Origin of the sequence: Aeromonas sp. 603404 (assembly GCF_049171775.1) — a bacterium.
In the GTDB taxonomy this organism is placed as follows: domain Bacteria; phylum Pseudomonadota; class Gammaproteobacteria; order Enterobacterales; family Aeromonadaceae; genus Aeromonas; species Aeromonas veronii_A.
The window spans coordinates 222,524-237,457 of record NZ_JAAKPE010000005.1; the positions used below are offsets into that span (position 1 = coordinate 222,524).

At 61.4% G+C, this 14,934-nt stretch carries 10 protein-coding genes; 7 read left to right on the top strand and 3 right to left on the bottom strand.

Annotated features, from left to right (window positions below):
• Window positions 1–54: 54 nt before the first annotated feature.
• Window positions 55–1,077 carry an MBL fold metallo-hydrolase gene (locus G5306_RS09755; protein ID WP_421312791.1) on the bottom strand — a complete coding sequence of 341 codons (1,023 nt, stop codon included), beginning with the start codon at window positions 1,075–1,077 and terminating at the stop codon, window positions 55–57.
• Window positions 1,078–1,232: 155 nt separating this feature from the next.
• Between G5306_RS09755 and G5306_RS09760 the strand changes: the two genes are divergently transcribed.
• The 6 genes from G5306_RS09760 (at window position 1,233) to pdxY (ending at window position 10,714) form a co-directional block, all read left to right on the top strand.
• Window positions 1,233–2,132, top strand: coding sequence for a LysR family transcriptional regulator (locus tag G5306_RS09760; protein WP_421312792.1), 900 nt, complete (start codon window positions 1,233–1,235; stop codon window positions 2,130–2,132).
• A 101-nt stretch (window positions 2,133–2,233) separates the two neighbouring features.
• Window positions 2,234–3,514, top strand: coding sequence for an L-methionine/branched-chain amino acid transporter (yjeH, locus tag G5306_RS09765; RefSeq protein WP_421312793.1), 1,281 nt, complete (start codon window positions 2,234–2,236; stop codon window positions 3,512–3,514).
• Between the two features lie 392 nt (window positions 3,515–3,906).
• A complete protein-coding gene (cadC, locus tag G5306_RS09770) occupies window positions 3,907–5,460 on the top strand; it encodes a lysine decarboxylation/transport transcriptional activator CadC (RefSeq protein ID WP_021229174.1) in 1,554 nt (517 codons plus the stop codon).
• Between the two features lie 755 nt (window positions 5,461–6,215).
• Window positions 6,216–7,550, top strand: coding sequence for a cadaverine/lysine antiporter (cadB, locus tag G5306_RS09775; RefSeq protein ID WP_216948159.1), 1,335 nt, complete (start codon window positions 6,216–6,218; stop codon window positions 7,548–7,550).
• A 77-nt stretch (window positions 7,551–7,627) separates the two neighbouring features.
• Complete coding sequence (locus G5306_RS09780) at window positions 7,628–9,760, top strand: lysine decarboxylase CadA (protein ID WP_042055201.1); 2,133 nt, start codon at window positions 7,628–7,630, stop codon at window positions 9,758–9,760.
• Window positions 9,761–9,853: 93 nt separating this feature from the next.
• Window positions 9,854–10,714, top strand: a complete 861-nt coding sequence (pdxY, locus tag G5306_RS09785; protein ID WP_108612855.1) for a pyridoxal kinase PdxY — start codon at window positions 9,854–9,856, stop codon at window positions 10,712–10,714.
• 76 nt (window positions 10,715–10,790) lie between these two features.
• Here pdxY and G5306_RS09790 read toward each other — a convergent pair whose 3' ends face one another.
• Together G5306_RS09790 and G5306_RS09795 are read right to left on the bottom strand one after the other, a co-directional pair.
• A complete protein-coding gene (locus G5306_RS09790; protein ID WP_257687151.1) occupies window positions 10,791–11,228 on the bottom strand; it encodes a PliI family lysozyme inhibitor of I-type lysozyme in 438 nt (145 codons plus the stop codon).
• Window positions 11,229–11,286: 58 nt separating this feature from the next.
• Window positions 11,287–13,320: a M13 family metallopeptidase gene (locus G5306_RS09795; protein ID WP_421312794.1), complete on the bottom strand. Its 2,034-nt coding sequence runs from the start codon at window positions 13,318–13,320 to the stop codon at window positions 11,287–11,289.
• 180 nt (window positions 13,321–13,500) lie between these two features.
• Between G5306_RS09795 and tilS the strand changes: the two genes are divergently transcribed.
• Complete coding sequence (gene tilS / locus G5306_RS09800) at window positions 13,501–14,859, top strand: tRNA lysidine(34) synthetase TilS (protein WP_421312795.1); 1,359 nt, start codon at window positions 13,501–13,503, stop codon at window positions 14,857–14,859.
• Window positions 14,860–14,934: the final 75 nt, after the last annotated feature.

Genomic DNA, 14,934 nt, shown 5'->3' on the forward strand with positions numbered 1-14,934 from the left:
AGCCCCCGGTGTCGATTGCGGATGCCGGCCATGGCTGACCGGCATCCGTGCCAGCTATTTATTGTCGATATTCTCCGACTGCCAGAGGGCATAGCCCTTGCCGGAGGCCGTGGTGGGCAGATCAATCTGCATCAGGTCGTTGCCGATGACAAAGGGGCCCGAGTAGCGGGCGCGTAGATCCTGCGCCAGATCTTTGACCCTGATCTTGCCGTTGAGGCCGATATGGCTGAACACGGTCAGCGCCGGTTTGGCTTCGTTCATTACCTGGGCCGCCTGCTCAGGGGAGGCGAGGTGACCGGCGATCGCCTTGTAGCCGGGGTTGGCCTTCATCTGCTCGGCAGAGGTCATGGAGACGCAGTGCACCAGCAGATCGGCCCCTTTGGCCTGCTTCACTACTTCGGGGCTGTAGCGGGTATCGCCGGAGAGCACCACGCTGTGGCCGTGGTAGTCGATGCGATAGCCGAATGATGGCTTGATGTTGACCCCGTGGTCGTTGTCAAAGGCAGTCACCTTGACCCCGTCCTGGTCGTAGACCACCCCGGCGGTGACCTCGTGGCTGTTGATCTCCACCCCATCCAGCGGCGTTCCCTCATCCTTGACCCGGGTGGCGATGTCGGTGGCGTAGGCCTGCTGCAAGCCACGGGCGAGAGCTGTGGTGCCTTTGGGGCCGTAGAGTTCCATCGGCGCGTGGCGCTGGCCATAGGCCGGTTGCAGCCAGCCGGTCAGCCAGAGATCCGCCAGCCCGTTGGTGTGGTCGGAGTGAAAGTGGGTGAGGAAGAAGGCGTTGACCCGGCCGATGGGGATATGCAGCTGCCACAGGCGAGTGGCGGAGTTGCGGCCAAAATCGAACACCAGCTTCTGGTTGCCCGCCTCGATCAGAGTGCTGTAGCCGCCCCGGCTGATCTGGGGCACCGGAGTGCCGGTGCCGAGCAGGCTGACCCGAAAGATATCGGGCCGGGCTTGAGTTGCTGAGGCAGGTGCATGGTCGTGGTTGCTGATAAAGCTGCTCTCGGCGGCCTGACTGGCGCCGCTGGCCAGCAGACCGACCAGTAATGCGGCCAGATAGGTGCTTTTCATGGGAATTTATCCTGTGGGGAAGGGACGGCATCACTGTATTGGTAACTAAAGGTTGAATAAATTGGCTAAAATCCATTTCTTACTAAACTTTTGGTTGTGAATTAGGGCCCTTGTCGCGGGCCAAACGGCCTTGAAACGGGCAAAAAGGAGGGGTTGTGGACCGATTGACCAGCATGCGTATCTTCACCCGAGTAGTGGATCTCGGCTCCTACAGCGCGGTGGCGAGCGAAGAGGGGATCAGCGCCCAGATGGTGGGCAAGCATGTGCTGGGGCTGGAGCAGTGGCTGGGGGGCAAGCTGTTTCACAAGACCACCCGCCAGCAGACTCTCACCGAACTGGGCCAGCTGTTTTTGGCTCGCTGCCAGCGGGTGCTGGAGGAGCTGGCACTGACCGAGTCGCTCACCCAGAACCTGCTGGCCGAGCCGGCCGGACGGCTGAGCATCACCGCTCCCCTCAGCTTTGGCCACCATCGGCTGGTGCCGCTGCTGCCCGCTTTTCTCGACCGCTACCCCAAGCTGGATCTGGATCTGCAGCTCACCCCCCGCTGGGTCGATCTGGTGGAGGAGGGATTCGATGCCGCTATCCGCACCCTGCGCCCGCAGGATGAGGCACTTATTGCCCGTCCGCTGCTGACCCAGCACTACCGCCTCTGCGCGGCGCCCGACTACCTCAATCGCCACGGTGTGCCCCGTCATCCGGCCGATCTAGTTCGCCACCAGTGTCTGCACGGCAACTGGGGGGAGCACGAGCGTTGGCAGTTTGTCGGGGGCGATGGCCAGAGCGAGGAGGTACGGGTCGCCTCGCGCCTGCGCATCAATCACTGGCCAGCGCTGTTGACGGCTGCGCTCTCGGGGGCTGGCATCACCTTGCAGCCCGCCGAACAGGTGAGTGACCATATCGCTGCGGGGCGTCTGCTGCCGCTGCTTGGTCGCTATCAGAGCCCTGCCAAGACCCTCTACTTCATCTATCCGGCGGCGCGGCGGCAGGTGCTCAAGATCACCCTGCTGGGGGATTTTCTGGCCGAGTCCCTGCAAGCTGGGCCCGAGCCCGAATAAAAGGCTGCATATTCTCGCAGCCGCGCTTAACCATCGTGCTTAACAAAGGGGCGGAGCAGGCCTAACATGGCGGGATGTTTTTCTAGTCGGGACAAAAGGATATGTCTGGGTTGAAAAAGGATCTCGGGCTCTGGCAGGGGATGGGGCTGCTCGCCACCTCGCTGCTTGGCACCGGGATCTTCGTGGTACCGGCGACCGCCGCCTCGCTGGCGGGTGGGGCCTCGCTCTGGGCCTGGTTGCTGCTGATTGCGCTGGTGCTGCCCATCGCCTTTACCTTCGCTCGCCTCGGCCGTCGCTATCCCCATGCGGGCGGCGCGCCGCACCTGATTGGCCTCGCTTTTGGCAACGGCGCCGAGCGCTTCTCCGCCTTCCTCTTTCTGGCTGTGCTGCCGGTGGGGCTGCCTGCCGCCCTGATGATTGCCGCCGGCTTCTGGCACGCCCTGTTCGAGATGGGGGAGTGGACCCTCTGGGCCATCCAGCTGCTCACCCTGCTCGGGGTATTCCTGCTGGGGCTGCGCGGGGCGCGCTCCTCCGGCAATCTGCAACTGCTGATTGCGCTCGCCATTTTGGGGCTGACCCTGCTTATCTGGTTCAAGGGGGAGGTGAGCTGGCGCGATGCGGCCCGGCCGCTACCGAGCGCGGACGAGTGGCCCCCTATGGCTACCGCGCTGGCGGTGATGTTCTGGTGTTTTGTCGGGCTGGAAGCCTTCGCCCACATGGGGGAGGAGTTCAAGCGACCGGAGCGGGACTACCCCATTGCCCTGCTCGGCGGGGTACTGCTGGCGGGGCTCATCTACTGGGTACACTCGCTGGTGGTGCTCAAATATGGCCTCTACGGCGATGAGGCGAAAAACGCCACCGCTATCCCCTCCCTGCTGGCGCTGCTGTTCGGCCCCACCGCCAAGTGGCTGGTGGCGGTGCTCGGTTATCTCTCCTGCTTTGCCAGCATCAATATCTACATTCAGGGCTTTGCCCGGCTGATCTGGAGCATGGCGCGGGAAGGCAAGTTGCCCCCCTCGCTGGCTGTGCTCACCGCGCGCGGCGCGCCGCTGCGGGCGCTCGGTCTGGTGCTCGCCATCTGTCTGATCTGCATCACCCTAATCATCTGGCTGCGACTGCCGCTCGATGAGCTGATCCGCTACGCCAACGGCAATTTCGTGCTGGTCTACCTGCTCTGCATGGCGGCGGGCTGGCGTCTGCTCGGCGGGGTGGGCAAGGGGCTGGCAGGGATAAGCGTGCTGCTCTGCGCTCTGGTGCTGGTGGCGCTCGCCACTCAGGTGCTCTATGCGGTGGTGCTGAGTCTTGGCTACGGCGGCTTCTCGTTGTGGCGGCGTCATCTGCGCCGTAGTCGTCAGCAGGATGCGCTCCCGGTAGCGAAGTAACGTCTCCCCGATTGTCGAAGAAATGAGAAAGCCCTGATGTTCAGGGCTTTTTGATTCCGGCATATGGGATGTTCATATGGATACTAGTTGGCACGCTATTTGCCGAAAAGTGCGGTGTCGGATCAACTCAACGGCGATTTATAGCCAAAAAAAGTGGGATCCAGCTCCCGTTTTGCTTAAAGTGATCCCTTCCGATCCCGGTGGTCGGAATGCCCGCAAGGATGCCCTTCAGACGTAAACAGGATGGCCTGGCCAGACTGACTCTCAGAGATGTGATTGCTTCGGTTCTCTTTTTATCTGTCACCTGTGGTGATAGCGCCTTGTTCCGTTCAGTCAGCCCGGGTTTTGCGTCTCTCTCATCGTGCATTGTCACCATCTGCAGCGAGTGAATCATGAGCGAATCGGTTTTTGAGATCCACGACTGGACCCTGAGCGTTGACGACAACATGCTGTGTCGCCCCGACCGCGAGGTCTACCTCGAACCCAGACTGGTCAATCTGTTGCGGTTTCTGGCCCATAATGCCGGCACCGTGTTTGGCCGCGATGCCTTGATCAACGAGGTGTGGGATGGCGCCGAGGTGACCGATCAGGTAGTGACCCAGTCCATCTTCGAACTGCGCAAGATCCTCAAAGATGGTCGCACCGATGCGACCGACTATATCGTCACCGTACCCAAGCGCGGCTACAAGCTGGTGGCACCGGTGCGGCCGCTGCAGGTGGTTTCCGTGGTGATGGCGGACGAGCAGCCCGCGCCCGCGGTCAATACCGCTCTCTCCGACAACCCGACGCTCTCCGATCTGAGCCCGCCCGTGGCTGAGCAGGATGATGATGCACAGCCCAATGTCGCCCCTTTTCCCGCCGGGCCCCTGACCCGCGCCATCTCCACCCATGCCAAGGATGCCCGCAGCCGCTGGAAGATGGTGAGTTTCGATATCTTCGTTGCCATCGTGCTGATCGCCATTGTCAGCATGCTCAGCTACCAGCACACCAGCCCCCAGGTGCATGCCATGCTGGATCCCAATCTGCTGGTGTTCCGCTTCCACTCCGGCATGGATGACAACAACGAGAACGTGCGCCTCGCCGACGGCATTACCCGAGCCCTGATGGGGGAAGTGGCGGTGGCCACGCCGCTGCGGGTGCAGTATGGTGCCACCACTCTGATGGGGGGCATCATGCCCGGCAAGGAGCTGAGTGTGCGGGTCACCCGCCAGCCGCGCGGCACCTATCTCGATCTGGAGTATCGCAATATCAACACCAACCGGGTGCTGTTCAGCCATCAGTACCAGCTCAGTCGCCACAGTGTGCACGGCGTGTTGCAGGCGAGCAGCCAGGATCTGCTGCGTGCCCTCGACCAGCCCGATGCCGAGCCGGGGATGGGCTGGCCCACCGATGATGCCTCCCTGATGGCGATGATGGAGGCGCAGTACTACATCAACAGCCGGGATCCGGTCGCCCTCAAGCGTGGTATCGATCTGCTGGAGCAGGCGCTGATTGCCCATCCGGATCAGCCGCTGCTGCTGGCGGAGCGCTATCTGGCGGGCGAGGCGCTGGCCACCCTGGCAGGCAAATCCGAGAGCGAGCGGCTGCAGGGGATTGGCACTCATCTCGCCAGCGTGGTGCAAAACAGCGGTGCCCTGCCAGCCCGGGTGTGGGAGGCGTTGACCCTGCAGGCGATCCTCAACGGCCAGCAACAGCAGGCCAACTATCTGCTGGAGAAGGCGGCGAGTCGCGGCCGCTCGGTGCTCTATTACATACTGCAGGGCAAGCTGGCGGAGCTGGACGGTCGCCCCGAGGCGGCGGGTGATGCCTACAGTCAGGCCTTCCTGATGGAGGCGACCGAGCAGACCTATCTGCTCTGCCAGCAGCTCGGTTTCTACAGCAATATGGAGAGCCTAACTCCGGCTCTATTCAATGCGCTGGGTCAGAGCAAGGTGAAGCTCTTCTAACTCCGCAGTGTTGGTTCTCCCCGGTCGGCACGGTTGCCGACCTCATCCACAGGCTGCCTTCGGGCGGCCTGTGCGGTTTCTGCTTGTCTCAATCCTGCTTGTTTGCCACCGGGGATAGTCGCTCTGGTGCGGCCCGATTTATCCCCCGAAGCTCCCCACTATCCCCACTTGCCTTTGCCTTGCACGCGGCATTCGCGGCATTCGCGTTTGTTCGGCTTTACGCCGCGCGCGCAGCTTCTGACATCTGCTCATGGTTGGCGACGGGATAAGCTGTCTGTCTCGACCCATTTCTCATTGCTTACCGGTTATCGCCGTTGCGCTTTACCTCTGAGTTTGGATTGTGATGAGCCGAGCGAAGGGCCGAACAGGAGGTGAGCGGCCATTTAGGGTTATGACCCAAAGGGCGTTCGGATGGTTACAAGGGGAGTGGGCGCATTGGGAGCTGCTTTATCCCGGGTTTATCTGGCCAAAAATATCAAGACGGCGAGATAAGGGGGTTATCAAGGGGCAAAAACGGGTTGGCCGGATATCAAGGTTTTATCAAGAGGGCTGTGTGATGTGATGTCAATTGACTGTTTTTAAATGGTTTTTATCAAAAGCGACGAGGCGGCGAAAAAAGTTGCCTCATATTTTTATCCGTTAGCTGGTCTTTATGTTTTCCGGGGATGAGAGGCCTAGTCTGTGCCCATTCTTTGGCGGGGCGTTCCGCCAAATGTGTATGTGACGACCCGACCTTTTATAGAACCGGAGATCTTATGTCCCTAGATACGAGCAAGAAGATTGGCCTTATCGCCTGTACAGGTGTGGTGGCCGGCAACATGATGGGGAGTGGCATCGCGCTGCTGCCTTCGGCACTGGCCACCATCGGCTCCATCTCTGTCTTTAGCTGGGCAATCTGTCTGGTAGGCGCCATGGGCCTCGCCTTTGTCTTCGCCCGCCTGGCTACCAAGAACCCGCAAGAGGGTGGCCCCATTGCTTACGCTGGCGAGATCTCTCCGGTGTTCGGTTTCCAGACCGGTGTGCTCTATTACCACGCCAACTGGATCGGTAACCTGGCCATCGCCATTACCGGCGTCTCCTACCTCTCGGTCTTCTTCCCCATTCTCAATAGCCCAATTCCGGCCGCCGCAGCCACCATCGCTGCCGTCTGGATCTTCACCTTCGTCAACCTGCTTGGCGGCAGCTGGGTGAGCCGACTCTGTACCCTGGGTCTGGTGCTGATCCTGCTGCCGGTTGTCGGTACTGCGGTGATGGGTTGGGGTCATTTTGATGCCACCGTCTACAGCCAGAACTGGAACACCACCAGCGGCAGCGACCTGCATGCGGTCATCAGCGCCGTGCTGATCTGCCTCTGGTCCTTCGTCGGTGTTGAATCTGCCGCCGTCTCTTCCGGCATGGTGAAGAACCCCAAGCGCACCGTACCGCTTGCTACCATGCTGGGTACCGGTATCGCGGGTGTTATCTACATCCTCTCTACCCAAGTGATCAGCGGCATGTTCCCAGCCGGTGAAGTGGCTGCCTCCGGCGCCCCGTTTGCCATGGCCTCTTCCGCCATCTTCGGTAGCTGGTCTGCGCCGTTCGTCTCTGCCTTCACCGCCCTGGCCTGCTTCACCTCGCTCGGTTCCTGGATGATGCTGGTAGGCGAGGCGGGCAAGCGTGCCGCCAACGACGGCAACTTCCCGAAAATCTACGGCGAAGTGGACAAGAACGGCGTGGCCAAGAAGGGTCTGATCCTGGGTTCCCTCAAGATGACTGCCCTGATGGTTGGCCTGACCGCCTTCACTTCCCAGTCCGCTCACGCTGCTGATCTCTTCAATGTGCTGACCACAGATGCGGTGCTGCTGACCATGCTGCCCTACTTCTACTCCAGCATTAACCTGATCCGTTTTGAAGGCATGACCTCCCGCAGCATCGGCGCCATGATCTTCTCCGGTGTGGCCTGTGTCTTCTGTCTGGTAGCCCTGATGGGTGCCAAGGGTTCCAACCTCACCGCTACCTTCGTGGTGTCGCTCATCATCCTGATGTTCTACGCCAAAAAACAGGGTCTGCGTCAGCACGACGCCCTGCTGAAAGAACAACCCAGCAACTAATTCCCCCTTTTATCTTCCGAGCGCTCTTCACTCACCATCCCTGATGGAGAGCGCCCCTTTACGTGTGGAGCATTACGATGAATATCATTGCCATCCTCAACCACCTGGGCGTTTTCTTTAAAGAAGAACCCATTCGCCAGCTGCAAGCCTCCCTCGAGCGCAAGGGTTTCGAGGTTGTTTATCCGGTCGACGTCGCCGACCTGCTGAAACTGATCGAGAAGAACCCCCGCGTTTGCGGCGCCATCTTCGACTGGGACAAATACTCTCTGGGTCTGTGCAAGGAGATCCACGATCGCAACGAGAAGCTGCCGATCTTCGCCTTCGCCAACGACCAGTCCACCCTGGACATTCACCTGACCGACCTGCGTCTGAACGTCCATTTCTTCGAGTACCGTCTCGGCATGGCTGACGACATCGCCCTCAAGATGGGTCAGGCCACTCAGGAGTATCAGGACGCCATCCTGCCGCCGTTCACCAAGGCGTTGTTCAAGTATGTGGAAGAGGGTAAATACACCTTCTGTACTCCGGGTCACATGGGCGGTACCGCCTTCCAGATGAGCCCGGCCGGCAGCATCTTCTATGACTTCTACGGCCCGAACGCGTTCAAGGCTGACGTATCCATCTCCATGCCGGAGCTGGGCTCCCTGCTGGATCACTCAGGTCCGCACAAGGAAGCCGAAGAGTACATCGCCCGTACCTTCAACGCCGATCGCTCCTATATCGTTACCAACGGCACCTCCACTGCCAACAAGATCGTCGGCATGTACTCCGCGCCAGCCGGCAGCACAGTGCTGGTTGACCGTAACTGCCACAAGTCGCTCACTCACCTGATGATGATGAACGACGTGACCCCGATCTACTTCCGTCCGACCCGCAACGCCTACGGCATTCTGGGTGGTATCCCGCAGAGCGAATTCAGCCGCGACACCATAGCTGCCAAGGTTGCCGCGACACCGGGTGCCCAGGCTCCCCGTTACGCCGTCGTTACCAACTCCACCTATGATGGTCTGCTCTACAACACCGGCTTCATCAAGGAAGCGCTGGATACTCCTTACATCCACTTCGACAGTGCCTGGGTGCCTTACACCAACTTCAGCCCGATCTATGAAGGCAAGTGCGGCATGAGCGGTGAAGCGATGCCGGGCAAGGTGTTCTACGAAACCCAGTCCACCCACAAGCTGCTGGCGGCCTTCTCCCAGGCCTCGATGATCCACATCAAGGGGGACGTGGAGGAGGAGACCTTCAACGAAGCATTCATGATGCACACCTCCACCTCGCCGCAGTACGGCATCGTGGCCTCTACCGAGATCTCTGCTGCCATGATGCGTGGCAACACCGGCAAGCGTCTGATCAAGGACTCCATCGATCGCGCCATCTCCTTCCGCAAAGAGATCAAGCGTCTGCGTGATCAGAGCGAAGGCTGGTTCTTCGACGTATGGCAGCCGGACAACATCGACACCGTCGAGTGCTGGAAGCTGGATCCGAAAGATGACTGGCACGGCTTCAAGGACATCGATGACAACCACATGTACCTGGATCCGATCAAGGTCACCCTGCTGACCCCGGGTATGGGTCGTGACGGCCAACTGCTGGAGAAGGGCATTCCTGCTTCACTGGTCTCCAAGTTCCTGGACGAACGCGGCATCGTGGTCGAGAAGACCGGCCCCTACAACATGCTGTTCCTCTTCTCCATCGGTATCGATCAGTCCAAGGCGATGCAGCTGTTGCGCGCCCTGACCGAGTTCAAACGTGGTTATGACCTGAACCTGACCATCAAGAACATACTGCCGAGCCTCTATCGTGAAGACCCGAGCTTCTACGAAGGGATGCGCATTCAGGAGCTGGCGCAGCGCATTCACGAGCTGACCAGCAAGTACCGTCTGCCGGAGCTGATGTTCAAGGCGTTCGACGTACTGCCGGAGATGAAGATGACTCCGCACGCCGCATGGCAGCAAGAGCTGGCCGGCAACGTGGTGGAAGTGCCGCTGCGTGACATGGTTGACCGCATCAGCGCCAACATGATCCTGCCGTACCCGCCGGGAGTTCCGTTGGTACTGCCGGGCGAGATGGTGACCCAGGATTCTCTGCCGGTGCTCGAGTTCCTCGAGATGCTGTGCGAGATCGGTGCCCACTACCCGGGCTTCGAGACCGACATCCACGGCCTCTATCGTCAGGCCGATGGCAGCTACACCGTCAAGGTGCTGCGTTAATCGACAGTGACAACAGTCGAAAGTGACAACAACGGGCCGCAAGGCCCGTTTTTCCCTCCGGAATTCCTGTTCTTATTGCGTGAGTCGCCAATCATGAAGCGAGTGCTCTCCATTCAATCCCACGTAGTCTTTGGCTGTGCCGGCAACAGCGCCGCCGTTTTTCCCATGCGTCGCCTCGGGATCGAGGTGTGGCCGATGAACACGGTGCAGTTCTCCAACCACACCCAATACCGCGAAGGCTGGCAGGGGATGGTGATGCCCGGCGGTCATATCCGTCAGCTGGTAAACGGCCTGGCGGAGATCGGCGTGCTGGCCGAGTGCGATGCGCTGCTGAGCGGCTACCTCGGCTCGGCCGAACAGGGGGAGGAGATCCTGGCGGCGGTGGCCCGGCTCAAGGCGCTCAATCCGGCCGCCCTCTATTTTTGTGACCCCGTGATGGGTCACCCCGACAAGGGGTGCATAGTGGCACCCGGCGTCGCCGATTTTCTGAAAAACCGGGCACTGGCCTGCGCCGATATGCTGGCCCCCAATCTGCTGGAGCTGGAACAGCTCACCGGCCGCGATATCCGCAATGTGCCGGAGGCCATCGAGGCGTGCCAGCAGCTGCGCGCGCAAGGGGTCAAGCTGGTGATGGTCAAGCATCTGGGCAAGGCCGGCTTTGCCATGGACCGCTTCGAAATGTTGCTGGTGTGCGAGGAGGGAACCTTTCATCTCTCCCGCCCACTCTACCCTTTTGCTCGCCACCCCATCGGGGTGGGGGATCTGCTAAGCGCCACCATGCTGGCCAATCTGCTGGCCGGTTGCACCCCGGTGGCGGCGTTCGAGCTTACCAATGCCAGCGTTGATGCCGTGCTGGCTCGCACCTGGCTGGCGGGGGCTTACGAGCTGCAACTGGTGGCGGCCCAGCACGAGATGGCGCTGCCGCAGGTCTCCATCCGGGCGACCCGCCTCTGAGCTGTTTGCGCCAACAGCAGAAACAACAAAGCCCTGATCATCAGGGCTTTTTATATGTCAGATGTCGGGAGAGGGCTTAGTCCTGCGGGCTTTTGAGCGCCTTGACCACATCCTCTTTGGGCTCCAGCTCCTTGACCTGATTAAAGATCTCCAGCTCCCCTTGCGGGCTGACGGTGTAGGCATCGGCATCCTGATAGCTGCCGCTACCGGCGCTCTCGATGATGACCACCAGCTCGGGCTGCTTGTCGCCATTCAAGTCGACCAGTTTCAGCTCCCTGATAAAGCCGTTGCGGGCCATCACCTTGCCATCCTGAAACTCATCCAGTGGAAATTTGGCGTTCTGGCCCGAATAGAGCCGCACGTCATAGCTGCCGATGGAGGCGGGCTCACCCACCCCCTGCGCCACCCGGATCACCTGCCCGGAGGGGAGGGTCAGTTGCTTGCTAAATCCCTCTTCGGCTTGTGCCGCCAGCGGCAGGGTCAGCAGCCCTGCCATCATCAATGCTCTGTTCATCTTGCAACCTCTTGCTGTCTCTTGAGTGCGGGCTCCCGGGGAGCCCGCCGTGATGCTGTTACCAGATCTTCACCCGCTTCTGGGGCGGCAGATAGAGCTTGTCACCCGGCTGGATGTTGAATGCCTCGTAGAAGGCGGGAATGTTCGGCACCACGCCGTTGACCCGGTACTCGGGGGGCGAGTGGGGGTCGGAGCGCAGCAGCATCTGCATCAGCTCGGGGCGATACATCCCCTTCCACACCTGTGCCCAACCGAGGAAGAAGCGCTGTTCGCCGGTGAAGCCATCCAGCACCGGCGCCTCCTTGCCATCCAGTGACAGCTCGTAGGCTTTGTGGGCGATGGTGAGACCGCCCAGATCGCCGATGTTCTCACCCAGAGTGAACTGGCCGTTGACGAACTGGCCGTTGATGGGCTCGAAGCGGTTGTACTGGGCCACCAGACGGCTGGTGCGGAAGCGGAACTCCTTGAGATCTTGCGGTGTCCACCAGTCGCGCATCATGCCGTCACCGTCGGATTTGGCCCCCTGATCATCAAAACCGTGGCCCATCTCGTGGCCAATGACCCCGCCGATGGCGCCGTAGTTGACCGCATCATCCGCCGTCATGTCGAAGAAGGGGGGCTGCAAAATGGCCGCCGGGAAGACGATCTCGTTGTTGCTCGGGTTGTAGTAGGCGTTCACCGTCTGCGGCGACATGTGCCACTCGTCCCGGTCCACCGGCTTGCCGAGGCGCGCCAGACTGTCTGCGTATTCAAAGGCTTGCGAGCGTTGCAGGTTGCCCACCAGATCATCCGGTTTGATGGTGATGGCGCTGTAATCCTTCCACTTGTCGGGGTAGCCGATCTTGGGGCGGAACTTGGCCAGCTTCTCGAGTGCCTGCGCCTTGGTCTCGGGCGACATCCAGTCGAGCTCCTTGATGCTCTGACCGTAGGCGGTGCGCAGGTTCTCAACCAGCTGCTCCATCCGCTCCTTTGCTGCTGGCGGGAAGTAGCGGGCCACATAGAGCTGGCCGACTGCTTCACCCAGATGATCGTTCAGCACCCCGAGTGCCCGCTCCCAGCTGGCGCGCTGCTTGGGCGTGCCGCTCAATGTGGTGCCGTAGAAGGCAAAGTTGGCGCGGTCGGTCTCGCTGTCGAGATAGGGGGCGTAGTCGGTCAGCAGTTGCCACTTGAGGTAGGCCTGCCAGTCGGCGATGGGGGTCTGGGCCATCACCTGATCCAGCGCGCTCAGATAGGTCGGCTGACCGATGATGAGCTCCGGCTGGCCAGCGATGCCCGCGGCATTGAGATAAGCCTGCCAGTCGAGATGGGGGGCGAGCCGTGCCAGTTCGCTGACGGGGCGCTTGTTGTAGTTCTTCTCCCGATCCCGCAGCGCGACGTTGTCCCACTGGATGGTGGCGAGCCGGGTTTCGAGGGCCAGAATCCGTTTGGCCTTGCCGCTCGGGTCAGATTCCCCGAGGCGGCTCAGCATGGCGGCGATGTGCTGCTGGTACTTCTGGCGCAGGGCCTGACTCTCGGGATCCTGCTTGAGGTAGTAGTCCCGATCCGGCAGCCCCAGTCCACCTTGATAGAGGTAGACCGCATAGCGGTCGGGGGACTTGGCATCGGCGTCGATCCAGATGCCAAACGGTGCGCCACCGCCCATGCGGCCCGACTGGGCAAAGGCACGGGCCAGCGCGGCCTGATCACCGATCCGATCGATATCTGCCAGCGCCGGTGCCAGCGGGGTGAGCCCCTTGGCGTCACGGCCTGCCTGATCCAGATAGCTGGCGTAGAGATCGCGGATCTGCTGGGTCGGCGTGCCGGTGGCAGCCTCCTGCTTGGCCAGCCCCTCGACCAGCACCCGCACATCGGCGAGGGATTTGTCCCGCAGCATGTAGAAGGCGCCATCGGCGGGGCGATCGTCGGGGATCTTGGCGGTGGCGAGCCACTTGCCATTGACGTAACGGAAGAAGTCATCGCCGGGTTTGACCTGGGTGTCCATATTGGCCAGCGCCAGCCCGGAGTGTTTGGGGGAGTCTTGCGGTACCTGACTGCAGCCAGCCAGCAGGGCCAGTCCAATCAGGCCGGCCAGTAAGCTTTTCTTATTGTTCATCTTGTTTGATTCCAATTCCGATTGTTTGCTTCCCTGCCCATCTTCCTTGTTCCAACCGGTTGTGCGACCGCCTTGCGGCCAGCCTGGTGGAGAGGGCGGGCGAGCCTCACTCTAGCAGCAGGGTTGCAGCTTGATAAGCCCGACTCTGCTAAGATCAGCCGGTCCGTTTTGGGGAAGCCTATGATTTCTCATCTTTATTCTCGCTTTTGTCTGACTATGCCAGCGCCGGAAGGTTCCACCGGTCTGCTGGTGGCCTTCAGTGGCGGCCTCGACTCTACCCTGCTGCTGGTGCTGGCAGCGCAGTATGCCCGCGAGCACAGCCTGTCACTTCGCGCCCTGCACGTGCACCACGGCCTCAGTCCCCATGCCGATGAGTGGGTCGCTCATTGTGACGCCGTGTGTCAGCAATTGGCGGTGGAGCTGCTGGTCGAGCGAGTGACTCTGGCCCGTGGCAATGGCGAGAGTCTGGAGGCGCAGGCTCGCACCGCCCGTTATCAGCGGCTGACCGCCCGGATGCGGGAGGGGGAGTGGCTGCTCACCGCTCACCATCAGGACGATCAGCTGGAGACCCTGCTGCTGGCCCTCAAGCGCGGCGCCGGTCTGCGCGGTCTGGCGGGGATCTTGCCAAGCCAGCCCTTTGCCGGTGGCCTGTTGCTGCGCCCGCTGCTCGATATGAGTCGTGCCGAGCTGGCCGAGGCGGCGGCGAGCCTCCCCTTTGGCTGGGTGGAAGATGAGAGCAATCAGGACGTGAGCTATGACCGCAACTTTTTGCGCCAGACGCTTATCCCCCAGCTCAAGGCGCGCTGGCCCGCCATGGCCCAGACCGCGGCGCGCAGCATGGCCCTGTGCGCCGAGCAGGAGGCGCTGCTGGATGAGTTGGCCGAGAGTGACTGGCAGCTGGCGGGCGAGGGGGAGGCGCTCCATATCGGCCCGCTGCACGCCCTCTCTCCCACCCGGCGCAACAACCTGCTGCGCTACTGGATCCGCCGTCAGGGGGGGGAGATGCCATCCCGCGAGCAGCTTGCCCGGTTGTGGCAGGAGGTCGCGTTGGCGCGCGGCGATGCCAACCCCCAGCTCAACTGGGGGCGCCAGAGCTGCCGCCGTTTTCAGGAGCGGCTCTATCTGGTGAGCCCTGACTTGCAACCTTGTCATCAGGTGTTGCCGATGATTGTGGGCGAGCCGCTGACCCTGCCGGATGGTTTGGGCGAGCTGGTGGTGCGCATGGCGGAGCACGGCGAGGATCTGTTGCGTGCCCCCCGAGCGAATGAACCGATCTCGGTGCGTTTTCAGGTGGCGCCCGGGATCCCCCTCAAACCGGTTGGGCGGAGCGGCAGTCGGCGGATGAAAAAGCTTTTGCAGGAGTATGGCGTGCCTTCGTGGCAGCGTGGGCGCATCCCCATCCTCTACTATGGCGAGCAGGTGGCGGCGGTGGTGGGGCTTTTTGTCTGCGACGGTTTTATGGCACAGGGTGCCGGGCTGGTGTGTCACTGGCAGGGGAGCGGTGCCGCCCCGGTTCTGCCCGAGCAGGATCTTTCCTGAGGTGATCGGTGTGAGCGGGGACCCCAAAAAAAGAAGCTCCGGTCACATGGCACGCATGTGCCGGAGCAAAGAAGA

What these genes read in the sequence shown, in the direction of transcription:
- G5306_RS09755 (WP_421312791.1), bottom strand. Translation starts at nt 1,077, where the DNA reads ATGAAAAGCACCTATCTGGCCGCATTACTGGTCGGTCTGCTGGCCAGC.
- yjeH (WP_421312793.1), top strand. Translation starts at nt 2,234, where the DNA reads ATGTCTGGGTTGAAAAAGGATCTCGGGCTCTGGCAGGGGATGGGGCTG.
- cadC (WP_021229174.1), top strand. Translation starts at nt 3,907, where the DNA reads ATGAGCGAATCGGTTTTTGAGATCCACGACTGGACCCTGAGCGTTGAC.
- cadB (WP_216948159.1), top strand. Translation starts at nt 6,216, where the DNA reads ATGTCCCTAGATACGAGCAAGAAGATTGGCCTTATCGCCTGTACAGGT.
- G5306_RS09780 (WP_042055201.1), top strand. Translation starts at nt 7,628, where the DNA reads ATGAATATCATTGCCATCCTCAACCACCTGGGCGTTTTCTTTAAAGAA.
- pdxY (WP_108612855.1), top strand. Translation starts at nt 9,854, where the DNA reads ATGAAGCGAGTGCTCTCCATTCAATCCCACGTAGTCTTTGGCTGTGCC.
- G5306_RS09790 (WP_257687151.1), bottom strand. Translation starts at nt 11,228, where the DNA reads ATGAACAGAGCATTGATGATGGCAGGGCTGCTGACCCTGCCGCTGGCG.
- G5306_RS09795 (WP_421312794.1), bottom strand. Translation starts at nt 13,320, where the DNA reads ATGAACAATAAGAAAAGCTTACTGGCCGGCCTGATTGGACTGGCCCTG.
- tilS (WP_421312795.1), top strand. Translation starts at nt 13,501, where the DNA reads ATGATTTCTCATCTTTATTCTCGCTTTTGTCTGACTATGCCAGCGCCG.